General features: G+C 72.5%; 19 protein-coding genes. 12 read left to right on the forward strand and 7 right to left on the reverse strand.

Annotation, left to right across the window (positions count from 1 at the left end; genetic code table 11):
- Nucleotides 1-605 precede the first annotated feature (605 nt).
- Complete coding sequence (locus WMF26_RS23820; RefSeq protein ID WP_437339291.1) at nt 606-938, reverse strand: YnfA family protein; 333 nt, start codon at nt 936-938, stop codon at nt 606-608.
- 214 nt (nt 939-1,152) lie between these two features.
- On the opposite strand from WMF26_RS23820, the gene WMF26_RS23825 reads away from it, so the two are divergent.
- The 7 genes from WMF26_RS23825 to gstA all read left to right on the forward strand — a co-directional run bounded on the left by WMF26_RS23825 (nt 1,153) and on the right by gstA (nt 8,829).
- Nucleotides 1,153-1,497 (forward strand): hypothetical protein, encoded by a 345-nt coding sequence (locus WMF26_RS23825; protein ID WP_438002156.1) that lies wholly within the window; start codon nt 1,153-1,155, stop codon nt 1,495-1,497.
- A 1-nt stretch (nt 1,498) separates the two neighbouring features.
- The gene (locus WMF26_RS23830) at nt 1,499-2,893 is read left to right on the forward strand and encodes an efflux RND transporter periplasmic adaptor subunit (protein WP_438002157.1); all 1,395 of its coding nucleotides are present in this window, start codon (nt 1,499-1,501) and stop codon (nt 2,891-2,893) included.
- A gap of 9 nt (nt 2,894-2,902) precedes the next feature.
- Nucleotides 2,903-6,052, forward strand: coding sequence for an efflux RND transporter permease subunit (locus WMF26_RS23835; RefSeq protein ID WP_438002158.1), 3,150 nt, complete (start codon nt 2,903-2,905; stop codon nt 6,050-6,052).
- Nucleotides 6,053-6,056: 4 nt separating this feature from the next.
- Nucleotides 6,057-6,659 (forward strand): TlpA family protein disulfide reductase, encoded by a 603-nt coding sequence (locus tag WMF26_RS23840; RefSeq protein WP_438002159.1) that lies wholly within the window; start codon nt 6,057-6,059, stop codon nt 6,657-6,659.
- Between the two features lie 191 nt (nt 6,660-6,850).
- Entirely contained in the window at nt 6,851-7,543 is a 693-nt protein-coding gene (locus WMF26_RS23845; RefSeq protein WP_438002160.1) for a Uma2 family endonuclease, read from the forward strand.
- A 146-nt stretch (nt 7,544-7,689) separates the two neighbouring features.
- On the forward strand, nt 7,690-8,196 hold the full coding sequence (locus WMF26_RS23850; protein ID WP_438002161.1) for a GNAT family N-acetyltransferase: 507 nt from the start codon (nt 7,690-7,692) through the stop codon (nt 8,194-8,196).
- 27 nt (nt 8,197-8,223) lie between these two features.
- Nucleotides 8,224-8,829: a glutathione transferase GstA gene (gstA, locus tag WMF26_RS23855; RefSeq protein ID WP_437948405.1), complete on the forward strand. Its 606-nt coding sequence runs from the start codon at nt 8,224-8,226 to the stop codon at nt 8,827-8,829.
- Nucleotides 8,830-8,842: 13 nt separating this feature from the next.
- Here the strand turns inward: gstA and WMF26_RS23860 are convergent, their stop codons facing one another.
- Nucleotides 8,843-9,241, reverse strand: coding sequence for a hypothetical protein (locus tag WMF26_RS23860; RefSeq protein WP_438002162.1), 399 nt, complete (start codon nt 9,239-9,241; stop codon nt 8,843-8,845).
- 121 nt (nt 9,242-9,362) lie between these two features.
- Between WMF26_RS23860 and WMF26_RS23865 the strand changes: the two genes are divergently transcribed.
- A complete protein-coding gene (locus WMF26_RS23865) occupies nt 9,363-10,160 on the forward strand; it encodes a helix-turn-helix domain-containing protein (protein WP_061623445.1) in 798 nt (265 codons plus the stop codon).
- Nucleotides 10,161-10,170: 10 nt separating this feature from the next.
- Here WMF26_RS23865 and WMF26_RS23870 read toward each other — a convergent pair whose 3' ends face one another.
- On the reverse strand, nt 10,171-11,643 hold the full coding sequence (locus WMF26_RS23870; protein ID WP_438002163.1) for a serine/threonine-protein kinase: 1,473 nt from the start codon (nt 11,641-11,643) through the stop codon (nt 10,171-10,173).
- A 596-nt stretch (nt 11,644-12,239) separates the two neighbouring features.
- On the reverse strand, nt 12,240-13,139 hold the full coding sequence (locus tag WMF26_RS23875) for an S-adenosylmethionine decarboxylase (protein ID WP_020736745.1): 900 nt from the start codon (nt 13,137-13,139) through the stop codon (nt 12,240-12,242).
- A 744-nt stretch (nt 13,140-13,883) separates the two neighbouring features.
- Here WMF26_RS23875 and WMF26_RS23880 point away from each other — a divergent pair.
- A complete protein-coding gene (locus tag WMF26_RS23880) occupies nt 13,884-16,175 on the forward strand; it encodes a response regulator (protein WP_437339302.1) in 2,292 nt (763 codons plus the stop codon).
- Between the two features lie 29 nt (nt 16,176-16,204).
- On the opposite strand, the gene WMF26_RS23885 is transcribed toward WMF26_RS23880, so the two are convergent.
- Nucleotides 16,205-16,963, reverse strand: a complete 759-nt coding sequence (locus WMF26_RS23885) for a class I SAM-dependent methyltransferase (protein ID WP_061626499.1) — start codon at nt 16,961-16,963, stop codon at nt 16,205-16,207.
- A gap of 290 nt (nt 16,964-17,253) precedes the next feature.
- On the opposite strand from WMF26_RS23885, the gene WMF26_RS23890 reads away from it, so the two are divergent.
- Nucleotides 17,254-18,105: an alpha/beta fold hydrolase gene (locus WMF26_RS23890; RefSeq protein WP_438002164.1), complete on the forward strand. Its 852-nt coding sequence runs from the start codon at nt 17,254-17,256 to the stop codon at nt 18,103-18,105.
- A 49-nt stretch (nt 18,106-18,154) separates the two neighbouring features.
- Complete coding sequence (locus tag WMF26_RS23895; protein ID WP_438002165.1) at nt 18,155-18,775, forward strand: class I SAM-dependent methyltransferase; 621 nt, start codon at nt 18,155-18,157, stop codon at nt 18,773-18,775.
- A 72-nt stretch (nt 18,776-18,847) separates the two neighbouring features.
- Here WMF26_RS23895 and WMF26_RS23900 read toward each other — a convergent pair whose 3' ends face one another.
- A complete protein-coding gene (locus tag WMF26_RS23900) occupies nt 18,848-20,077 on the reverse strand; it encodes an MFS transporter (protein ID WP_438002439.1) in 1,230 nt (409 codons plus the stop codon).
- Between the two features lie 187 nt (nt 20,078-20,264).
- Here WMF26_RS23900 and WMF26_RS23905 point away from each other — a divergent pair, with 187 nt between their 5' ends.
- Nucleotides 20,265-21,065 carry a DeoR/GlpR family DNA-binding transcription regulator gene (locus WMF26_RS23905; RefSeq protein ID WP_437948413.1) on the forward strand — a complete coding sequence of 267 codons (801 nt, stop codon included), beginning with the start codon at nt 20,265-20,267 and terminating at the stop codon, nt 21,063-21,065.
- Nucleotides 21,066-21,382: 317 nt separating this feature from the next.
- Here the strand turns inward: WMF26_RS23905 and WMF26_RS23910 are convergent, their stop codons facing one another.
- Nucleotides 21,383-22,234 (reverse strand): hypothetical protein, encoded by an 852-nt coding sequence (locus tag WMF26_RS23910; protein WP_437948414.1) that lies wholly within the window; start codon nt 22,232-22,234, stop codon nt 21,383-21,385.
- Between the last annotated feature and the right edge of the window lie 52 nt (nt 22,235-22,286).

A 22,286-nucleotide genomic window follows, 5' to 3' on the forward strand; every position in this document is an offset into this window, starting at 1 on the left:
TTTTAGGTGATGTTGGGTAGCGCAATATCCGACATCGACCGGGGCTCAGATGGGCTCTGCCGCCCGTGAGATTGAACTGCTTGAGCCTCGTTCGAAATGAGAACGTTAACGCGACCAAATGGATCCGCCGGCGACCAGGTCATCGCGCGCCCCAGCGGCTGCAGAAATCCAGGCTGGCCGGTCGTTGGACGCGGTGACTGGACGGCGCGGATACGAGCCAACCGAGGCGATCAGGACGTCAGGAAAAGAATTTTTACGCGACGGCGCCAGGGCGCGCAGAGCACCGCGAGATAAGAAAATTCTGGATTCGCTGGCGTCCTCGCGCCCTGGGCACCCTCGACGGATTGATCCAGGCCCGTGCGCCAGAGTCCGCCGAGCGCCGCGCCGGCAGCTCGGAGCGCGAAGGATGTTTCGAGGCGGGGAGTCGAGGAGCGACTCGCCAGCACCGCACCGCCCCAGGCTCGTCCCCGATGTCATCGATAGAACAGCCACGGAGTCACGGAGTCACAGGAATGACTCTCTTTCTTCTCCCCTCTGTGCCCTACGTACCTCTGTGTTCAAATTCTCCCCGTCAGGCCCATCGGCGGGATCCGGGCGACGCGGCGCTAACGTCGCGGCGCCCGCGGCCACAGCATGATCGCCGCGCCGACGAGGCAGATCGCCGCCCCGATCCAGTCCCGTCGATCGGGGAGCTTCCGATCGACGCCCCAGCCCCACAGCATGGAGAGCGCGATGAACACGGCGCCATACGCGGCATAGACGCGGCCGAACGGGTGCTCGGCCGCCTGCAGCGTGGGAATGACGCCGTAGGCCGCGAGCGCGGCGAACCCGGCGAGGCCGAGGAGCACGCCGCGCTGATCGCGCAGCCAGAGCCACACGAGGTACCCGCCCCCGATCTCCAGGAGGCCCGCGGCGAGGAACAGGAGCGCAGCGCGCATACGCCGAGCCTACCAGGAAGGACGGAGCTCGGGCCGGTCGCGCTCGCGCTCTCGACGACGCATGGTACGCTCCGCCGGCACGTGCTCCGGCGCCCCCGGCAGCAGCCTCGCTCCCCGGCGGCAGAGCGCGCGTACGCGGGGCCGGGTCGGCCCAGCGACGCGCGGGAGCGGCGGCGCCGGCTCGGCGGCAGTACGAAGATCAGGCGGAGAAAGCATGAAGATCCATCTCATCTCGCTCGTGATTGGCGCCCTCGCCCTCGGCGCCGCGTGCTCCAAGGAGGCGCCGGGCGCCGGAAAGGGCGCGACCGAGCAGGCGGCCGGGGCCGCGCTGGCGCCCGCGAACGCGGCGCACGCGCCGAAGGACGTGAAGCCCGGCTCCCACGAGGACTGGTGCGGAGAGCACGGCGTGCCCGAGTCGCAGTGCAGCCGCTGCAACCCGGAGCTGATCCCGGCCTTCAAGGCCACCGGCGACTGGTGCGCCGAGCACGGCCTGCCCGAGTCGCAGTGCCTGAAGTGCAACCCCGACCTCAAGATCGTGAGACCGCCGAAAGAGAGCTGACATGGCCGGCCGCACCCACGCCCACGCCGCCCTGATCCCGATCCTCGCCGCCCTCCTCTCGTGCGAGGCGGCATGCGGGCGCCGGGAGGCCGACAACGCCGCTCCGGCCGAGGAGCAGGCGAAGGCCGGCGCTAAGCCCGCGGCGGGCCGTGCCGCCGAGGGCGCGCTGTGCAAGGAGCACGGCGTGCTCGCGGCGCTCTGCACGAAGTGCAATCCGAAGCTCGCCCCGGTCTTCCAGGCGAAGGGGGATTGGTGCGAAGAGCACGAGCTCCCGGAGTCCATCTGCCCCATCTGCCACCCCGAGCGCGGCGGCAAGCCGGCGGCCGACGTGGCGAGCGACGGCGCGCCCGCCGACGGGACCAAGATCAGATTCAAGACCAAGGACACGGCCCGGCTCGCCGGCATCCTCACGGCGAAGGCCGTCGAGCGGCAGGGCGGCGGAGGGATCCCCGTCACCGCCCGGATCGTCTACGACGCGCTCAAGGTCGCCGAGCTCAACGCGCGCGCGCCGGGCGTCGTCCAGAAGCTCTTCGTGGACGTGGGGTCGGAGGTCAAGCAGGGCGCGCCGCTCGCCGTCATCGACAGCGCCGACGTGGGGGCGGATCGATCGCGGCTGGCCGGCGCGGTGGCGCGCCTCAAGGTCGCCGAGGAGAACATGCAGCGCGAGGAGCAGCTCGAGAAGGAAGGGCTCGCCGCGCGCAAGAGCGTCCTCGCCGCGCAGCAGGAGCTCGACGCCGCCCGCGCCGAGCGCGCCTCGCTCGCGGCCTCCCTGGCCGTCGTGGGCGCGAGCGCGGGCGGGACCGGGGGCTACACGCTCACGACCCCGCTCGCCGGCGTCGTGACCCAGCGCAAGGCCACCGTGGGCCGGCTCGTCGGCGTCGAGGAGACCCTGTTCGAGGTGGTCGACGTGTCGAGCATGTGGGCGGAGCTCGACGTGCCGGAGACCGACCTCCCGGCCGTCTCGCTGAAGCAACCGGTGGTCATCGAGGTCGACGGCCTCGAGGGGCGCGAGCTCAAGGGGGAGATCACGTACGTGGCGCCGGCCATCGATCCGGCGACGCGCACGGCCAAGGCGCGCGTCCCGCTCGCGAACCCGGGCGGCGCGCTGCGGGCCAACATGTTCGGCCGGGCGCGCATCCTCGCCCCCGCGCGCGCCGCGGTCATGGTGCCCCGCGCCGCGGTCCAGCGCGCGAGGACGGTGAAGCTCGTGTTCGTCCGGCTCGCGGAGGACCAGTTCGAGGCGCGGCGGGTCGAGATCGGGGCGACCGAGGGCGATCTCGTCGAGGTGACGAAGGGCGTGCGCCCCGGCGAGGAGGTCGCGACCGAGGGGAGCTTCCTGCTCAAGACAGAGACCCTCAAGGAGAGCATCGGCGCCGGCTGCTGCGGCGAGGACTGAGGCGCGGCCATGCTGAACGCCGTCATCACGTGGTCGCTCCGCCACCGGCTGCTCGTGATCCTGGCCTCGATCGGACTCTCCCTGGCGGGCGTCCTCGCGCTCCGCCGCCTGCCGATCGACGCCTTCCCGGACACGACGCCGGTGCAGGTGCAGATCAACACCGTCGCCCCTGCCCTCTCGCCCGTCGAGATCGAGCGCCAGATCACGGCGCCCGTCGAGCAGGCGATCTCGGGGCTGCCCAGGCTCGAGGAGGTCCGCTCCCTCTCCCGCTTCGGCCTCTCGCAGGTCACGGCCCGGTTCGAGGACGAGATGGACATCTACCTGGCCCGTCAGGTCGTCATGGAGCGGCTCCAGACCGTGACGCTGCCGCCGGGCATTGAGCGCCCGGAGCTCGGCCCGGTCGCCACGGGGCTCGGCGAGGTGTTCCACTACGTGGTCACGGGCAAGGGCAAGTCGCTGAGCGAGCTGCGCACGGTCCACGACTGGGTCATCGCGCCGCAGCTCCGCTCGGTGCGCGGCGTGGCCGAGGTCAACGCCTGGGGCGGCGACGAGCGGCAGATCCAGGTCCTCGTCGACCCGGCGGAGCTCACGGCGCGGGGGCTCGCGCTCCACGACCTCTCCGAAGCGCTGGAGCGCAACAACGCCAACGTGGGTGGGGGCACCCTGGACCAGGCCGGCGAGTCCAGCCTCATCCAGGGCATCGGCATCGCGACGCGCGTGAGCGACATCGAGGACATCGTGGTCGCCGCCAAGGGCGGGGCCCCCATCCGGGTCCGCGACGTGGCGCGGGTCGTCGAGGGGCGCGAGATCCGGCGGGGCGCGGTCACCGCGGACGGCCAGGGCGAGGTCGTGCTCGGCCTCGGCTTCATGCTGATGGGCGAGAACAGCCACGACGTCACGACGCGGCTCAAGGCGCGCCTCTCGGAGGTCGAGAAGAGCCTGCCGGAAGGCGTCGACGTCGCCGTCGTGTACGACCGCACCGAGCTCATCGACGAGGTGCTCGGCACCGTCGAGAAGAACCTGATCGAGGGCGCGCTCCTCGTCGTCGCGGTGCTCTTCGCCTTCCTCGGCAACCTCCGCGCCGGGCTCATCGTGGCCTCGGCCATCCCCCTGTCGATGCTCTTCGCCTTCGATCTGATGCTGCGCGCGGGCGTGGCGGGGAGCCTGATGAGCCTCGGCGCGATCGACTTCGGCCTCGTCGTCGACAGCTCGGTGATCATGGTCGAGAACTCGGTCCGGCGGCTCTCGGAGGACGCGGGCGACCGGAGCGCGACGGACGTCGTGCGCGACGCGTCGATCGAGGTGCGCAAGCCGACGATGTTCGGCGAGCTCATCATCATGATCGTCTACCTGCCGATCCTCGCCCTCGAGGGGGCGGAGGGGAAGCTGTTCCGGCCGATGGCGCTCACCGTCATCTTCGCGCTCGTCGGCTCGATGATCCTGTCGCTCACGCTCATGCCGGTGCTCGCGAGCCTGCTCCTGCCGCGTCGCATGGAGGAGCGCGAGAACGCGCTCGTGCGCCTCCTCAAGCGGGCCTACCGACCGGCGCTGCAGCTCGCGCTAAGGGGACGCTGGGCGGTGCTCGCCGGCGCCGCGCTGCTCCTCGGCAACGCGGTCTTCCTCGCGACCCGGCTCGGCGCCGAGTTCGTGCCGCGGCTCCGCGAGGGCACCATCGTCGCCAACACCGTGCGGCTCTCGGGGGTCTCGGCGGGCGAGTCGATCCGCTACGGCACCCGGCTCGAGCGGGTCCTGCTCGAGAGGTTCCCGGACGAGATCGAGCGCGTCTGGACCCGCACGGGCACCGCGGAGGTGGCGACGGATCCGATGGGGCTCGAGCTGTCCGACATGTTCATCACCCTGAGGCCGCGCGAGGCGTGGAAGCGCGCCGCGACGCAGGACGAGCTCGTCCAGGCGATGGAGTCGGAGCTCGCGGGGATGCCGGGCATGCGCGTCATCTACACGCAGCCGATCGAGATGCGGGTCAACGAGATGGTCGCCGGGATCCGGGCCGATCTGGGGGTGAAGCTGTTCGGCGACGACTTCGACACGCTGAAGCAGAAGGCGCGCGAGATCGAGGCCGTCCTCAAGGGGATCCCCGGCGCCGCGGACGTGGTGACCGAGCAGGTCACGGGGCAGCCCGTGCTCGAGATCGAGGTCGACCGCGCCGCCATCGCCCGGCACGGCATCGCGGCCGCCGACGTGCTGGATGTCGTCGAGGCGCTCGGCGCGCGCGAGGTGGGGCAGCTCCAGGAGGGCGAGCGCCGCTTCCCCGTGACGCTGCGCATCGACGATCGCTACCGGGAGGACCCCGCCTCGATCGGCCGCATCCTGGTCACGGCGGCCGGCGGCGAGCGCATCCCGCTCGCGCGGCTCGCGAAGATCCGCACGACCGAGGGGCCGACCGCGATCAACCGCGAGTGGGCGAAGCGCCGGATCGTCGTGCAGGCGAACGTCCGGGGCCGCGACGTGGGCACCTATGTGGAGGAGGCGCGCGCGCGGCTCGATCGGGAGGTCGAGCTGCCGCCCGGCTACTACGTCCGCTTCGGCGGGCAGTTCGAGCACCTCGAGCGGGCGCAGTCGCGCCTGCTCGTCGTCGTGCCCGTTGCCCTGGGGCTGATCCTGCTCCTGCTCTACGTCACATATGGGCGGCTCCTCGACGCGATCCGCGTCTTCACGGGCGTCCCGTTCGCCGCGATCGGCGGCGTCGTCGCGCTCTGGCTCGGCGACCTGCCCTTCAGCATCTCCGCGGGCGTCGGGTTCGTGGCGCTGTCGGGGGTCGCGGTGCTCGGCGACATGGTGCTCGTCTCCACCGTCCGGCAGCTCACCGCGGCAGGGATGCCGGTGCGGGCGGCCATCGAGCTCGCGGCCGAGCGGCGCCTCCGTCCGGTCCTGATGACGGCGCTCGTCGCGTCGCTCGGCTTCGTGCCGATGGCGCTGAACACGGGCGTCGGCGCCGAGGTCCAGCGCCCTCTGGCGACGGTCGTGATCGGCGGCGTGATCTCCTCCACGCTGCTCACGCTGCTCGTCCTGCCGGTGCTCTACAGCGTCGTGGGCACCGCGCGCGAGGGGGCGGCGGCCGCCCCGGGCCCTGACGCCGCTCCGGGCGCCGCCGGCCCCGCGCCGCGCGCCGCGGCGGCCCTGCCACCGGCCGCGGAGTAGCTCCATGGGCGCGCACCCGCACCTCCGCGCTGCCTCCCGCGCCGCCGGCGTCCTGATGCTCCTCCAGGCGCTCGCGGTGGGCCTTTACTGGGCGGTGGAGCACCGCCGCGGCGCGGGGCGGCCGGGGCGCCCCTTCGCGCACGAGCCGCTCTCCGGGGCCGAGCCGGCGCCGGACGAGGTCCTGACGCGGCCGGACGGGAGCGAGCTTCGCCTGAGCGCGCTGCGCGGCCGGGCCGTGCTGCTCCACCTCTGGGCGACGTGGTGCGCGCCGTGCCGCGCCGAGCTCCCTGCCCTGCTCGATCTCGGCCGGGAGCTCCAGCGGGGCGGAGGCGTCGAGCTCGTGGCCGTGAGCGTCGACGAGAGCTGGGAGGTCGTGCGCGCCTTCTTCGACGGCGAGGTGCCGCCCGAGGTCGTGCGGGCCGGCTCGCCCGCCCTCGGGCGGCGGCTCGGGGTCTCGACGCTGCCCGACACGTTCCTCGTGCGCCCGGACGGCACGCTGGCGCTCCGGTTCACGGGCGCGCGCGACTGGAGGGCGCCCGAAGCGCGGCTGCTCGTGACCGGGCAGGCGGGGTCGTGGCCGCCGGCGCCGGACGCGCCGCCGCGCTGAGCGGCGCTGCCGGGCGGGCGGCGCGCGGCGTCGGCGAGCGCTGCGCGGCGCCCTGCAGGACGGACGCCCCGCGAGACGCAGCCGGATGCCGATCTCGAACTGAACGATGCCTCGATCCGTAAGCCCGAGCCGGGTTGAGAAGATGCGCCGCGGACCTTGCTGCGGTGTGGATCCTCCGGCAGGCTGGAGGCATGACGTCCCTGGCCTTCTCGATGCCGGCGGAGATCGTCGACCCGGACGTCGTCGCTCCTCCGGCCGATCTGGACAGCAACGAGCCGCCCATGGAGAGCTATGTGCACCTCATCCAGATGCTCCTGCTGCTCGAGAGCCTGGAGCTCTTCTGGAAGGAGCGGACGGATTTCTTCGCGGCCGGCAACCTGACGATCTACTTCAGCCCTCGCCAGCTCAAGTCCGAGCACTTCCGGGGTCCCGATTTCTTCGTCGTGCTCGGCACCGAGCGGAGGCCGCGCAAGAGCTGGGTCGTCTGGGAGGAGGACGGCCGGTATCCGAACGTGATCGTGGAGGTGCTCTCGGACAGCACCGAGAGCATCGATCGCGGTCTCAAGAAGCAGACGTACCAGGACGTCTTCCGGACGCCGGACTACTTCTGGTTCCACCCGGAGACGCTCGAGCTCTCGGGCTTCCACCTCGTCGACGGGCAGTACGAGCCGCTCTCTCCCGACGCCGCGGGCCGGCTCTGGAGCGCGCAGCTCGAGCTGTTCCTGGGCGTCGAGCAGGGGCAGCTCCGCTTCTTCACCCGCGAGGGCGAGCTCGTGCCCGCGGGCAAGGAGCTCGCCGAGCGGGCCAAGTCCGCCGAGCAGCGGGCGGCGCGTCTGGCGGAGAAGCTCAGGGAGCTCGGCGTCGATCCCGACACCTTGAAGTAGCCAGCGCGGCCCGCGCGCCCCGCTGCAGCGCGGCCCGCGCGCCGTCGCATCGCCCGCTCGCCCCGATCCTGGTAGAACGCCGGCCGGAGCGGGCCCGCTTTCCGGGCCGCTCTCCGCGCTCGTCATCTCTTCGCTCGGGAGGGCCCATGTCCGACATGCTCGTCAACCTGCTCAAGCTGCCGCCGCTCGAACCGGCGCTCGAGGCCATGCGCCGGGCCTCCGTGGTCGTCCGGCGCGCGGCGCCTTACGAGATCACGCGCGTCCGGCGGTTCGTCGAGCAGCACTTCACGACCTACTGGGCCGATGAGATCAGCGTCGGTTACGCGAACAAGCCCGTCAGCGTCTATCTCGCCATCCGCGGCGGCGAGGTGATCGGCTTCTCCGCCTACGAGTGCACCCGCCGCGGCTTCTTCGGCCCGACCGGCGTCGCCGACAGCGAGCGCGGCCAGGGGGTCGGCAAGGCGCTGCTCCTCGCCTCGCTGCACGGCCTCGCGCAGATGGGCTATGCCTACGGCATCATCGGCGGCGTCGGGCCCGTCGAGTTCTACGCGCGCACGGTCGGCGCGACGCTCATCCCCGACTCCACCCCCGGGGTCTACGCCGATCCGCTGATCGAACCTGCCCCGCCCCGCGGCGCGGAGCCGCCGCGCTGACGCCCCTCCCTCGTCACGGAGGCCACGATGAAGCTCTATTTCAGCCCCGGCACGTGTTCGCTGTCTCCCCACATCGCGCTGCGCGAGGCTGGCCTGGAGTTCGACCTCGAGCGCGTCCACCTCGGCACGAAGAAGACGAGATCCGGCGCCGACTTCACCCTGATCAACCCCAAGGGCTACGTCCCCGCGCTCGAGATCGAGGGCGGCGAGGTGCTCACCGAGGGGCCGGCGATCGTCCAGTACATCGCCGATCGAAGGCCCGAGTCCGGGCTCGCGCCGCCTGCAGGCACCCTCGCGCGCTACCGGCTCCAGGAGTGGCTCAACTTCATCGGCACCGAGCTGCACAAGCAGTTCGCGCCCCTCTTCAAGCCGAGGGTGCCCGACGAGCAGAAGAGCGCGGCGCGGGCCTACTTGGCCCAGCGCTTCGGCTACGTGGCGCAGCGGCTCGACGGCGCCACGTACCTGCTCGGCGAGCAGTTCACGGTGGCGGACGGCTACCTCTTCACCGTGCTCACCTGGACGCGGTCCGCGGGCGTCGATCTCGGCGGCTGGCCCGGCCTCGGCCAGTACAAGGACCGCGTCGGCGCCCGCCCCGCCGTGCAGGCCGCCATCGCGGCCGAGAAGGGCAAGTAGCGCGCGCTGCCGCTCAGGCCGCCGCTTGCGCGCGGCGCAGCCCGAGCGCCTGCGCCTCGGCGAAGAGCGCCACGGCGAGCGCCTGCGCCGCGACGAACGCATAGCCGAGCGCCGTCGGCTCGAACCATCCGAGCGCGAGGAGGAGCACGCTGTCGACGACCCAGAGCGCGTTCGTGACGACCACGGCGAGGACCGCCCCGCGGGCCGGCTTCTCTCGCGTGCCGAGCCAGGCCACGAGGGCCGCGAACGGCAGCAGGCTCGCGCCGGCCCAGCGGAACAGCGCCTCGGGGAGGCCGGTGAGGCCGGCGAGCGGCGCCGCGGCCGCGACCATGAGCAGGCCAGTGGCGCCGCTGACGACGGCATCGGCGAGGAGGACGCGGCGCAGGAAACGAGGAGAGGTCATGAACGACATGGCGAGTTCCTTTCGCTGGGAGTCGTGCTCCGACACGGCGTACGATGCGCGTCGCCGGGCTCAGGGTCGATTACCTCCCAGGTAATGGGCGTCATTTTCCGGCGTGCTAGGGTCGCTCTCGATGATGAGCGCCCATCCGCCGGTCGGGGGTCTCTTGCGCGAGTGGCGCCAGCGCCGCCGCATGAGCCAGCTGGATCTCGCCTGTCAGGCCGACATCTCGACGCGACACCTGAGCTTCCTCGAGACCGGCCGCGCGCAGCCGAGCCGCGAGATGGTGCTCCACCTGGCGGAGCGCCTCGACGTGCCCCTGCGCGACCGCAACCAGCTCCTCGTGGCCGCGGGGTTCGCGCCGCTCTATCCCGAGCGCAGCCTCGACGATCCCGCGCTCGCGGCGGCGCGCAAGGCGGTCGATCTCGTGCTGGCGGGCCACGAGCCGTATCCGGCGGTCGCCATCGATCGGCACTGGACCCTCGTCGCCGCGAACGGGGCGCTCGGCCCGCTCCTCGCCGGCGCCGACCCTGCCCTGCTCCGGCCCCCGATCAACGTGCTGCACCTGAGCTTGCACCCCCAGGGCCTCGCGCCGCGCATCGAGAACGCCGCCGAGTGGCGCGCGCACCTCCTCGCCCGCCTGCGCCGCCAGATCGAGGTGAGCGCCGACCCCGTCCTGGTGAAGCTCCTCGAGGATCTCAGCCGCTATCCGCCGCCGCCCGAGGGCTCGCGGCGCCCGGAGCCCGGCCGCGAGCCGAGCCCGGTGGCCATCGCGGTCCCGCTCAGGCTCCGGACGGAGCACGGCGTCCTGAGCTTCCTCAGCACGACGATGGTCTTCGGCACGCCGGTCGACGTCACCCTGTCCGAGCTCGCGGTCGAGTCGTTCTTCCCTGCGGACCAGGCGACCGCGGACGCGCTGCGCGCGCGCTGACGTCGGCGCTCTACCGGTGCATGGCGATGTCGTTGCGGGGGAAGGGCTTGATGCGCCGGTTGACCCGCACCGTCGACGGGGCAGGCTTGGCCCGCCCCGGGGTCCGCGCGGGGCGCGCGGCGGGCTTCTTCGCGGCCGGCCGGGTCGCCTCGCTCGCCGGCGCGGCGTCGGCCTGGGTCGCCGCGGCGCTGGCCGGGGCCGGCTCCGGGATCTCCGGAGCGCGCAGCTGCCGCTGCGTCTCCACGACGCTGGCGAGGAGCGTCGCCTCGGCCGGGCCGGTCATCGCGGCGGCGCGGGGGGCGACGGCGGCGAGCGCGGCGCCGTCGGCCACGGGCGCGCCGTAGCGGGCGCCGAGGAGCACGCCGGCGCCGGCGAGCATCACGCCGAGGGCGACGGCCGTGGCGAGCCGCACCGAGGGCGGCCTGAGCTTCTTGCGGCTCGCGGTCGTCATCATGACCGTCGTCGTGCGATCGGGGACGTCGGCCTCGCAGGGATCCGTCTCCGCCAGCGCGAACGGCGAGGGCGCCGGCGCGGGGTGGCGCCGGGTGACCGCGGTCTCCGGCGCGCTCGGGACGCGCATCGTGATCGGGCTCTCCGCGCCGGTGTCGCCGGTCGTGGCCCACGCCTCGGCGCCGCGCTTGCGCGGCGAGAGCGCCCGCTCCAGCGCGTCGGCCATCTCCTTGGCGGACCCGAAGCGCGCGGTCGGGTCGAGCTGCAGGGCCTTGCGCATCCAGTCGTCGAGGGCGGGGGGCGCCTCGGGCCGGAGCGCGCTCGGCGGCTTGAACTTGGCGGTGTGCACGAGCAGCGTCAGCGCCGCGAGCGAATCCCCGAAGAACGGGGCCTGCCCGGTGATCGCGTGGTAGGCCACGACGCCGAGCGACCAGAGATCCGCGCGGAAATCGAGGTCCTTCGAGCTGATGAGCTGCTCGGGGCTCATGTAGAGCGGCGTCCCCACGACGTTCCCGGTCGAGGTGACGCGCATGTCCCGGGCCCGCCGGGCGATACCGAAGTCGAGCACCTTGACGAAGGTCTCCCCGTCCACCTCGGTCAGGAACAGGTTGTCCGGCTTGATGTCGCGGTGGACGATGCCGAGCCGGTGCGCCTGCCCCAGCGCCTTCGCCGCCTGCGTCACGATGCGCGCCACCTCGCCGAGCGGCAGCCGGCCCAGGCGGCGGATGCGGGCCCGGAGGTCCTCGCCGCGGAGCAGCTCCATCGCGATGTACGGCATGCCCTCCGCCGTGAGCCCGTGATCGAGGACCTGAGCGACGTGCGGGCTCGTGATCTGCGCCGCCGCGACCGCCTCTCGCCGGAACCGCTCCACGTAGCCCGGGTCGTCCGCGAACTCGGGCGACATGAACTTCACGGCCACCTGCGCCTTCAGCGGGAGGCGCTCGGCGACCCAGATGCTCCCCATCCCGCCCCGCCGGAGGATGCGTACGAGCCGCAGCGCAGGGGTCACCATCTGTCCGGTGTGCAGGGGCATACCTCTGCTACTCCTTAACTCGAAGAGGCCCGAGCTGGTGGTTCATGTCAGCTCTAGCCCAAAACTCGCGTACCTAGATCACTACGACGCCTTCATACGCTCTGCAAGAGAAACAAGTGCTCTCCCCCGGCGCCGCGCTCGTGGTCACCGCCGGGCGCATCGACGCCGACATCGCCGAGGATTCCCGGGCGATAACGAGGGGTTAGCGACGTGTACGCGCATCGCCCATGCGCCGATGTCGGCGCATGGGCGCACAGGAGCACAAATATCGCCCCTTCGGTCGGATTCATGCTCCGGCGCCGGAGATGTCGGGAGATCCCGGAGACGCGCTCATCGCACACGGCGACGGGGAGCAAGGGAATCGCCCCCTGGCCCTCGTCCGGCGAGGTCGTCTCGCCGTGGTAGGCCGCGGCCAGCCGACGAGGGCATGGATGAAGAGGCACAAAACCGAAATGCCAAGAGGAGAGAGAGGATGAAGCCCATCCCTCTCTCCTCGTGGCGGCTGCTTCTGTCTCGACGGCTGCTCTTGCCGTTCTCTTTGCCTGACGCCCTGGCCGCGCGGCCGCGCGCTCGCGCCCTCGGGGCCTATCCCCTGCTCAGCCCTTCGAAGGCTTCGGCCCGAGCGGCCCCCCGTCGCCCGGCATCCGCGCGTAGACGCCGGGGTGCGAGGCGGCGAGCCACTGGTTCACGTGGCTCATCACGTGCGGGCGCTCGGTCCTGAGCTGCAGGTAGCGCTGGCCGCGGGGGACGAGCACCTGCTCGGTCACGTTGCCGCCGAGCTGCTCGGCCAGCACCCGCACGACCGGCTCCACGTCGAAGAACTTGCAGCTGAACAGATCGAAGAACGCCTCGTCGCTGTCGGGGAAGATGTGCAGCGTGATGTGCGACTCGGCGATCATCACCATCGCGCTGATCACCGGGACCCCGTCCTTCGTGGCGGTCTTCACCACGAAGGGCCGCATGATCGGCGTCATCCCGATCTTCGCGGGCAGGTGATCGAAGATGTCGAAGAGCGCGTCGAGCGACGTCGGCCCGCGGTACGGGCTGAACTGCAGGAAGAGGTGGGGCCCGAAGTCGGCCTCGGGGCTCACCACCTCGTGCCCCCGGCGCTCCTGGAGATCGCCGCCCTCGCCGCGATCGACCGTCTGCGTGAACACGCTGCGGCACGGCAGCGTCGTCTGGAGCATCATCTGGACGCGCTGGGGATCGAAGGCCCCCGGGTACACCAGATCCGCGAAGAAGCACTCGCGGAAGCTGAAGGTGTGGATCGTGAGGTGGCCGCCGAGCAGCAGCACGAAGGCGCTGATGCCGCAGTCCTCGGCCACGACCCCGTTGTAGTACGGCAGGATGAAGGGAGGCATCACCGGCTTGAGCCGGAGCACGCCGGGCACCTCCTCCAGAAGCTCCTGCGCCAGCTTCACGTCATCAAAACGGCTCCGGAAGCCGTGGAAGCCATCCATCGTGAAATGGGTGAGGTTCTTGCGTGCCTTATGCATGTTGCCCCTTCGTCGACGAGTTGAGCGATGCTACTCCACACGGAGCAGGCGCGATCGGAGAAATTTCGCGCGCCGCGTTCCGCCGCCCGCGCGCGTGTGCGCCACCCGATGATCAGGTGGGGAAGCAGGATACAAACATGGCTGTCGTGCGGCCATGGCCGCGATCCGCTGCGGTTTCACGCATCGGCTCACCTCGCCGAGCACGATGAGCCCGCCGGGACGGCGCTCGACACTGCAGCGCTCGCCCGCCCCCCGCGCCCCTCGGCGACGGGCCCGCGCCCGCGGACGCCAGCAGCCGCCAGCGAGGCTCGCGGGACGAGAGGACACGCTTGACTTCAAAAAAAGTCTTTCATTTGGCTTCGAGATGCCGTGATGGATCGCGCACAGACCATGAGGCGAATCCCCTCCTGGCCGCGCGACCGGCGGCGCTCATGTCGGTCATGCAGCGCGGGAGTCGCGGGGACCGGACGACTTCCATGGGGAGCTCGGCGTCCGAGACGTGCCTGTCATCACGCGCTGCGACAGGCCAGCTGACCCGGGAGGAGGCCAACACCTCTCTCGGTTTCGGGGTGCCGGCTCACTGAACGAGTTCACCCGGACAGCCCGGACGCCCTCGGAGCGCGGGTTGCGCCGGCGGAGGAAATCCACCCGCCATGGATCACGGTGTCGAGGTGCGATAAAAATTGAAGCCCAGGTGTCATCCATCGTTGCCCGGACGCGCGCAGGCGTAGAATCGCCGTAGCTATGACCCGATCCCCCTCCGACAAGGACGCGAACAAAAAGGCACCGGTCAGCCCAGTGTCGTCGCGAGGGACCCCGCCGGAGACGATCCCGTCGCGCGGCAACACGAGCGGCAGCTACGTGCCGCCGGCGCCGCCCCCGGCGCGCAACAACAGCAGCTGCCTGCCGCCGGCGCCGGCGTCGAACCGCGGCGGCAGCACCCTCCCGCCTCCGCAGCACCCGGCCGCCCCGGCGCGCGGCAGCCACTTCCCGACCGACGCGCGCGTGCGGCGCGATCGGCCGAGCGCCACGGGCGCGGTGCACGGCGGCCACCCCGCGCCGGACGCGCGCTGGCGCGATCGGCCGCTCGGCCCGGCCGCGGCGCGCAGCGGCCACACCTTGCAGGATCCGTTCGATCGGTGGGACCCGCCGGAGGGGCCGCCCACCATGCCCGCGACCCAGCCGCCCGATCCGCCGAGCTCGCGCGTGCCGGAGATGTCGCGCCACGAGGACGGGGGCCGCGGCCACGCGCCGGCCTCGTCGCCGGGCAGGCGCGTCACGCCCGCCGCGCCGCCCTCGCACCAGCCGTCGGCGCGCCCGGCGGCGGCGCGCGAGCCGCAGCGGCTCCACGAGCCGCACGGCGGCGGGCACGACCCGTACACGCCCATCAACCAGATCCTCGGCTACACGCGGCTGCTCGTCGCGTCGCTTCAGGGCAAGGTCGCGCCGCAGCATATCGAGGACATCCGCAACATCGAGCTCGCCTCGCGGAAGCTGCTCGGCATCGTGCAGGCGATGGAGAACGGCGACGAGGACGCGCCCTCGAGCGTGAACGTCAACGTCGCCTCCCCGCGCGAGGAGCCCGCGCTCCACGCCGAGCTCGAGGGCGGCGGGCGCGGCGCGATCCTCGTGGTCGACGACAGCCGGGGCAACCGCGACGTGCTCTGCCGCGTGCTGCAGAACAACGGCTTCCGCGCCGTCGCCGCCGAGGACGGCCCGCGCGCGCTCGGGCTCGCCGCGCGCGAGCGCTTCGACGCCGTGCTGCTCGACGTGAACATGCCCGGCATCAGCGGCCTCGGCGTGCTCTCCGCCCTGCGCCAGAGCCGGTCGGCGGCGGAGCTGCCCGTGATCATGGTGACCACGCGGGGCGCGAGCGAGGACGTCGTCGAGTCGCTCAAGCTCGGCGCCAACGACCACGTGACCAAGCCCATCGACTTCGACATCCTGCTCGGGCGCCTCGACACGCAGCTCACGCTGAAGCGCTCGCGCGAGCAGCTGTCGCAGCTCGCCGCGGAGCTGTCGGTCAAGAGCGAGTTCATCCGCAAGACGTTCGGCCGCTACCTGAGCGACGACGTGGTGAACCGCCTGCTCTCCTCGCCCGAGGCCCAGCTCCTCGGCGGCGAGGAGCGCGAGGTCACCATCATGATGACCGACCTGCGCAGCTTCACCACGATGACCGAGAGCATGCCGCCCGAGGTCGTGATGCGCCTCCTGAACGGCTACCTCGGCGAGATGGCGCGCATCATCATCGCGCGCGGCGGCACGATCATCGAGTTCATCGGCGACGCGATCCTCGCGCTCTTCGGCGCGCCGTTCGCCACGGGCGACGACACCCGCCGGGCGGTCGCCTGCGCGCTCGAGATGCAGATCGCGATGGACGCGGTGAACGAGAAGAACAGCGCGGAGGGGCTGCCGACGCTCCAGATGGGCATCGCGCTCAACACCGGGCCGGTGGTCGTCGGCAACATCGGCTCCGAGGCGCGCACGAAATACGGCGTGGTCGGCGCGCAGGTGAACCTGACGTCCCGCATCGAGTCGTGCACGGTGGGCCGCCAGATCCTCATCGCGGACACCACGCGCCGGGCCGCCGGCGCCGGCCTCCTGCTCGGCCAGAGCCACGCGCTGGCCGTCAAGGGGTTCTCGAACCGCGTCCTCGTCCACGAGCTCCTCGGCCTCGACAACCCCGAGCGGCTGTACCTGCCCGAGCGGCGCGTCGAGATCCTCGCGCTCTCGTCGCCGCTGCCGGTCGTGTGCGCGCGCCTCGCCGGCAAGCGCGTCGAGGGCGAGCCGCAGTCCGCCTTCATCCTCGGGCTCTCCCCCTTCGGCGCCGTGCTGCGGCTGCACCCGCGGCCCGCGCCGTTCACGAACCTCCAGCTCCACCCGTCCGTCGCGCTCGCCGAGCAGCTCGGCGGCGAGCTGCACGCGAAGGTGATCGAGCTCGACCCGCGCGCCGAGGACGTGGTGCGCATCCACTTCACGTCGTCGCCGCCGGGGCTCGCCGCGCTCGTGCAGGAGCTCCACCGCGCCGAGGCGTAGCCTCCCCGCCCCCGAGGGGCGCGGGTCCCCTAGGGCTGCGGCGGCGCCGGGAGGCGGCGCGCGACGAGGAAGTACCCCAGGGGGAATTTCCTGCCGCTCCAGTGCGCGACCTTCCGGCCGGGCGACGACCGGGACCACGCGCTGACCACGCCCTGCGCCACGGCCGCGATCGGATTCCCCACCACGGGAACGGCGGAGGCGCTCTTCGCGAAGACGTCGCACGCCACTTCCAAAAGCCCGCCGATGCGCTCCATGACCAGCACCTCGAACCCGGCCTGCTCCGCCAAACGACGGTGCGCGAACTCGGTGTACCGGTAGTAGTCGTAGGGCTCGCCGTGCACCCAGTAGAAGAACGGTGTGTTCACGAAGGCGACGCCGCCAGGGCGCAGGATCCGCGCCATCTCCGCCCAGAGCGATTCGGGCCGCGCGATGTGCTCGAGCACGTCGGACAGGATCAGCGTGTCGAGGGAGGCATCCTCCAGCGGCAGCGCGCCGTTCAGATCGCACTCGAAGTCGAGGTGCGGCGTCTCGAACGCCGAATTGCTCCAGTCCACGCAGATCACGGACGAGACATGGCTCCGGTAGGCCCCGTACAGCGGCACCGTCCCGCAACCGAGGTCCGCCGCGGCCCCGTGCGCGTACCGGGGAAGGTACTCGTCGTAGAGCCTCGCGATGCAGTCGCCGGTCAGGCGCGAGCCCATGATGACGTCCCGCAGGTCGGTCGACGCGCGCAGCCTGCCGCCCCGCCGGACGAACTTCGTCTCTCGCCATGCCGCTTCGTTCTTCATGGCCCTGCTTATCCGACGGGCCCTCCGGCGCCGTCAACCGGAAGGCATCCGGAGCGCCGCGACGACGAGGCGGCCGCGCCCTCTCCGACGCCGCGATCCACGCCGACGGCGATGGACGAGTCGACGAGATCGCGTGCGACGGCGGCCCCATGTTCCTCGCGCGCGGCGCCTTCGCCGGCAGACGCAGCCGCGCGCGGCGTTGCCTCGGACGAGCGCCTCGCCTACGCTCCGCCCGCGCAGCGCAGCGCGATTCCGTCACGCGGCCATACACACCGAGGTAGCCGACGCACATGCGTTCCCTGACCATCGCGGGCCCTGCGGGCGCGCTCCACGTCGTTGATCATCCGGCCGCGGGCGCTCATCCGGCCGCGGGCGCTCATCCCGCCGCGGGTGCTCATCCCGCGCGCGAGGCGCTGCCGGTCGTGCTCGTGCACGGGATGGTCGCCCACGCCGGCTTCTGGGAGGCGCCGCTCGCGCACGCCTCTGGCCGGCGCCGCGCCGTGGCCATCGATCTCCGGGGGCACGGCGCGTCCGAGCCCCCCGCCGGCGCGGACTACGCTCCGTCCGCGTGCGCGGCCGACGTGCTCGCGGTCCTCGACGCCCTGGCGCTCCCCCGCGTGGCGCTCGTCGGCCACAGCTACGGCGCGCTCGTGGCGCTCGCCGCCGCGGCCGCCCATCCGGAGCGGGTCGCGCGCCTCGTGCTCGCGGACCCGCCCCGCGACTTCTCGCAGGTCCCGGCGGCCGGCAAGGCGCAGCATTTCACGCCTTACATCGCCGCGCTCGAGGCGGACGGCTGGCGGGACACCGCGGTGGCCACCTTCGACGAGGCGCTCGCGGGCAGCACGCCCGCGACGCGGGAGACGGTGCTCTCGCGCGCCGCCGCCGTGCCGCACGACCAGATGCTCGACATGTCCCGCCACCTCCTCGAGTTCGAGGCCGCGAGCGCGCTGGACCGCTACCTCGCGGCCCCGGGCGCCCGCGCCCACGCCATCCTCGCCCCGTCGAACGCGTGGCCGCTGAGCCTGCATGTGCTGCGGCCCGCGCTGACGTCCGTCGTGCTGCCGGGGACCAGCCACTGGCTGATGCTCGACGCCCCGGCCGCGTTCGCCGCGGCGCTCGAGGCCTGGCTCGACGCCCCCTGACGCGGCGCCCCGCCTTTGCGGCGCGGCGCGCCCGGCGCACACTGCCGCCATGCGCGACGACGACCTCTCCCGGCTCACCGCGAGGACCCTCGGTCACTACGACGATCACGCCCTGTCGTTCTGGGAGGGCACGCGGGATCACGACGTCTCGCAGAACCGCGCGGCGCTCCTCGCGGCGCTGGAGGGGGCGGGCCCGTTCACGATCCTCGATCTCGGCTGCGGCCCCGGGCGCGACCTCGCGGCGTTCCGCGCCGCGGGGCACATCCCGGTCGGGCTCGACGGGTCGGCGCGGTTCGTCGAGATGGCGCGGCAGCACGCGGGGTGCGAGGTGCTCCACCAGGATTTTTTGCGCCTCGATCTCGGGGCCGAGCGCTTCGACGGGATCTTCGCCAACGCGTCGCTGTTCCACGTGCCGAGCCGCGAGCTGCCGCGCGTGCTCCGCGAGCTCTACGCCGCGCTCCGGCCGCGCGGCGTGCTCTTCAGCTCGAACCCGCGCGGCGACGATCGCGAGGGGTGGTCGGGCGACCGCTACGGCTGCTACTGGTCGCTCGAGCGGTGGCGGGAGCACGTGAGCGCCGCCGGGTTCGAGGAGATCGAGCATTACTACCGCCCCGCGGGCCGGCCGCGCGAGCAGCAGCCGTGGCTGGCGACGGTGTGGCGCAAGCGCTGAGGGGCGCCGCGCCGTCGAGCGCCGGCCCGGCGCTCCGGCCCTGCGCTCCGACCGGCGGCGACGGCGTCCGCGTCAGTGCGCCCTGAGCGCGGGCCGGCAGGACGCGGGCGGGCACGGGGCGGGCGCGCCGGCGGCGGAGCCGCGGGCCACGGCCGGGGCCAGGGCGACGATGACGAGGACCAGCGCCACGACGAGGACGAGGCCGCCGCGCAGGGTGAAGAGGTCGGCGACGAGGCCGATCGCCGGCGGCCCGACGAGGAAGCCGCCGTAGGACATGGTGGCGAGCGTCGAAATCGCCCTCCCCGGCGCGACGCCGGGGGCGCTCGCCCCGGCGCGGAAGACGAGCGGCACCACGACGGACAGGCCGGCGCCCACGCACCCGAAGCCCAGCAGCATGGCGATCGGGACGTTGACGAGCAGCGCCGCGCCCAGCCCGGCGGCGACGAGGAGCGCGGCCGAGCGCACGAGCCGCGCGGCGCCGAACCGCTGCGTCAGCCCGTCCCCGGAGAAGCGCCCGAGGAGCATCGCCAGCGAGAACACGGCGTAGCCGGTCGCGGCCACGGCCGCGGTGGTGTGGAGCTCGTCGCGGAGGTAGACGGCCGACCAGTTGGCCATCGCGCCCTCGCCGATGGAGGAGCAGAACGCGATGAGGCCGAGCAGGAGGAGCCGGGTCGAGCGGCGCTCCGCGGGGGCGCCATCGGCGGCCGGGGCCGGGGCCTCGAGGCGCGCGTCGGCCGAGAGCGCCGCGCCCGCGGCGGTGACGGCGGCGGCGAGGACGGCGGCGATCGCGACGAGGTGCGCCGCGGGCGACACCGCCCGGTCGGCCGCGAGCGCGCCGAGGGACGCGCCGACGAGGCCGCCGAGGCTGAACATGCCGTGGAACGAGGCGAGGATCGGCCTGCGGTGGCGCCGCTCGACCTCGACGGCCTGCGCGTTCATGGCGACGTCCATGAGGCCGTTGCTCGCGCCGAGCAGCAGGAGCGCGGCGACGAGCGCGGCGAAGGAGGGCGCGAGCGCCGGCAGGGGCAGCGCCGCGCAGAGGAGCACGGCCGAGACGCGGGTGACGCGCCGGCTGCCGAAGCGGGCGATGAGCGGCCCGGCGGCGCGAAAGGCCAGCATCGCGCCGACGGCGACGCCCAGCAGGGCGAGGCCGAGCGCGCTGTCGCGCAGCGCGAGCCGCTCGCGGACCGCGGGGACACGCGCGGCCCAGGAGGCGAAGGCGATGCCGTTCGCCACGAACATCACGGAGACGGCGCGCCGGGCGCGCGCGATGTCGCCGGCGGATGCTGGGGGCGCGAGCATCACGGCACCCTCCGCGCCGGGCCGGACGGGGCGCGGGCGCTGCGCCGATCGAGGAAGGCCGTCCAGCGGACGGCAGGGTGAGCAGGAAGCGTTCCAGAATCTTCGTGCATTATCGTGAACATCAAGGAAGAATCTTGCAGCCGAACACGGCCTTCGCAAGGATGCTCGTGCACAAACAGGAACAAACGTGCAAAACAACGCAGACAGCTCCGGGCTCATGGTCGCCGAACGGCGGCGGCATATTCTCGCTGTACTGGAACGCGACGGGAAGGTGGTGGCGGCCGAGCTGAGCCGTGCGTTCGGCGTCTCGGAGGACACGATCCGGCGCGACCTGCGCGAGATGGCGAACGAGGGGCTGCTGCAGCGGGTGCACGGCGGCGGCCTGCCGCTCGCCCGGGTGAACCCGAGCTTCCCTGCGCGCGAGCGGCAGCAGCCGCGCGTGAAGGACGAGCTCGCGCGGGCGGCGGCCACGTTGATCAAGAAGGGTCAGGTGGTGTTCATCGACAGCGGCACGACGAACGTGGCTGTGGCGCGCCACCTGCCGCGCGATCTCGAGGCGACGGTCGTGACCAACAGCCCTCCTGTGGCGATCGCGCTGTCCGAGCACCCGCGCGTCGAGGTGGTGCTGCTCGGCGGGCGCATGCGGAAGGATCCGCTGGCCGCCGCGGATGCGGTGACCATCGCGGGGGTGCGGCAGATCCGGGCGGACCTCTGCTATCTCGGCGTTTGCACGCTGGATCCGGCGTTCGGTATCACCACGGTGGATCTGGACGAGTCGTACGTGAAGCGGGCGATGGTCGAGGCGTCGGCGGAGGTCGTCGCGCTGGCGACCGCCGACAAGCTCGGCACGGTGTCGCCGTACGTCGTCGCGCCGCTGGGCGAGCTGACGTGGCTCTTCACCGAGCGCGGGGTGTCGAAGGAGGCGCTCGCTCCCTATCGGGAGGCGGGGGTCACCATCACGCAGGCGCTGGAGGAGGAGCCGGCGTAGCGGCGCTCCAACACCACGCTGACTCCGGGGAATCGCGCACGCGCACGCGCACGAAGGACGAGCACGGAAGACGGAAGACGGAAGACGGAAGACGGAAGACGGAAGACGGGGATGGGAGACGACGCACGTTGTATCAGACGCGGCTGAAACCGCTCTAGATCGGTTTTCGCCCCTCTCTTGCACATGCGTCACAGAGCGGCGGTCACCCGCACAGGAGACGGGTCCAGCTCGGCGTTTTCGGCGCGGAAGCGCACTCCGGTGCGCTGAGCACCGAAAACGCCGAGATGGGCCCGTATCCGAAGCGGGTGACCGCCGCTCTAGAGCAGTCCGGAGACCAGCCCGAGGACACCGCACGTCAGGCCGCCCGAGGAGAGCGCGACGAGGGGCTCCAGGCTCGAGGCGATCGATTCCGGGTAAACCCCGCTCCGGGGGGCCCAGCAGGTCGACGCGCCCGCGCCGTCCCGGTCGCAGATCGCGTTGCAGTGGCCAAGGAGGGTGAGCCCGCACGTGGGCGATTGCCCGCAGACGCGCTCGAGGGTCTTCGCGCTCAGCGCCACGCCGCAGTCGTCGATCAGCGCGTTGTCGGCGCAGGCGAACGCGGTCGGACGGGCCGGCTCGAAGAGATCGCCGAACATGATCGCATCCCGGACCGTGTACTCGGACGCCTCGCTGTCCGATGCGTCGGCGAGCCCCGGGTGGCCGCCGGTCAGGTGGACGGCGACCGGCGCGCCCAGCGCGTTCAGCGACTGAAGCAAGCACGCCGTCACCCAGCGCCGCGACGCGCCGTCCGATAGCGGCGACGTGGCCCACGACGGCGCGAGCCCGATCCACCCGGCGAACGACTGCCCGAAGGGCGCCGCTACCGCCGCCCCCGCCGGCAGGGCGCAGGCGACCACGCGCTCCACGAGGTGCCTGCCCTGCTCGCTCTCGAGGAGCGCCGCCCCACCGCCGCTGTCCAGCCCGGCCGGGAGCGGCGCCTGTGCGAGCGCCCGCAGCGCCCGCTGCGTCGAGGGCTTCCAGAAATAGGCCGGCTGGAGGCCGTTCATCACGATGATCTCCTGCTCCGCGACCAGGACCGACTCGCCCTCGTCGGCCGGCGCCGCACCGCACCCGACCGCAAGCACGCAGAAACCGATCACCCCGGCAGCATCGATCCTTACGCGAAGCATGACCTCATCCTCCAGTTAAGGCGCACGTGCGTGCGCATCGCACCCGGTTCAG

The organism is Sorangium sp. So ce185, assembly GCF_051526825.1.
In the GTDB taxonomy this organism is placed as follows: Bacteria; Myxococcota_A; Polyangia; order Polyangiales; family Polyangiaceae; genus Sorangium; species Sorangium cellulosum_D.

What these genes read in the sequence shown, in the direction of transcription:
- WMF26_RS23850 (WP_438002161.1), top strand. Translation starts at nt 7,690, where the DNA reads ATGTCCGACATGCTCGTCAACCTGCTCAAGCTGCCGCCGCTCGAACCG.
- WMF26_RS23895 (WP_438002165.1), top strand. Translation starts at nt 18,155, where the DNA reads ATGCGCGACGACGACCTCTCCCGGCTCACCGCGAGGACCCTCGGTCAC.
- WMF26_RS23910 (WP_437948414.1), bottom strand. Translation starts at nt 22,234, where the DNA reads ATGCTTCGCGTAAGGATCGATGCTGCCGGGGTGATCGGTTTCTGCGTG.
- WMF26_RS23900 (WP_438002439.1), bottom strand. Translation starts at nt 20,077, where the DNA reads ATGCTCGCGCCCCCAGCATCCGCCGGCGACATCGCGCGCGCCCGGCGC.
- WMF26_RS23845 (WP_438002160.1), top strand. Translation starts at nt 6,851, where the DNA reads ATGACGTCCCTGGCCTTCTCGATGCCGGCGGAGATCGTCGACCCGGAC.
- WMF26_RS23870 (WP_438002163.1), bottom strand. Translation starts at nt 11,643, where the DNA reads ATGCCCCTGCACACCGGACAGATGGTGACCCCTGCGCTGCGGCTCGTA.
- WMF26_RS23825 (WP_438002156.1), top strand. Translation starts at nt 1,153, where the DNA reads ATGAAGATCCATCTCATCTCGCTCGTGATTGGCGCCCTCGCCCTCGGC.
- WMF26_RS23835 (WP_438002158.1), top strand. Translation starts at nt 2,903, where the DNA reads ATGCTGAACGCCGTCATCACGTGGTCGCTCCGCCACCGGCTGCTCGTG.
- gstA (WP_437948405.1), top strand. Translation starts at nt 8,224, where the DNA reads ATGAAGCTCTATTTCAGCCCCGGCACGTGTTCGCTGTCTCCCCACATC.
- WMF26_RS23820 (WP_437339291.1), bottom strand. Translation starts at nt 938, where the DNA reads ATGCGCGCTGCGCTCCTGTTCCTCGCCGCGGGCCTCCTGGAGATCGGG.
- WMF26_RS23885 (WP_061626499.1), bottom strand. Translation starts at nt 16,963, where the DNA reads ATGAAGAACGAAGCGGCATGGCGAGAGACGAAGTTCGTCCGGCGGGGC.
- WMF26_RS23840 (WP_438002159.1), top strand. Translation starts at nt 6,057, where the DNA reads ATGGGCGCGCACCCGCACCTCCGCGCTGCCTCCCGCGCCGCCGGCGTC.
- WMF26_RS23875 (WP_020736745.1), bottom strand. Translation starts at nt 13,139, where the DNA reads ATGCATAAGGCACGCAAGAACCTCACCCATTTCACGATGGATGGCTTC.
- WMF26_RS23865 (WP_061623445.1), top strand. Translation starts at nt 9,363, where the DNA reads ATGATGAGCGCCCATCCGCCGGTCGGGGGTCTCTTGCGCGAGTGGCGC.
- WMF26_RS23890 (WP_438002164.1), top strand. Translation starts at nt 17,254, where the DNA reads ATGCGTTCCCTGACCATCGCGGGCCCTGCGGGCGCGCTCCACGTCGTT.
- WMF26_RS23830 (WP_438002157.1), top strand. Translation starts at nt 1,499, where the DNA reads ATGGCCGGCCGCACCCACGCCCACGCCGCCCTGATCCCGATCCTCGCC.
- WMF26_RS23860 (WP_438002162.1), bottom strand. Translation starts at nt 9,241, where the DNA reads ATGTCGTTCATGACCTCTCCTCGTTTCCTGCGCCGCGTCCTCCTCGCC.
- WMF26_RS23880 (WP_437339302.1), top strand. Translation starts at nt 13,884, where the DNA reads ATGACCCGATCCCCCTCCGACAAGGACGCGAACAAAAAGGCACCGGTC.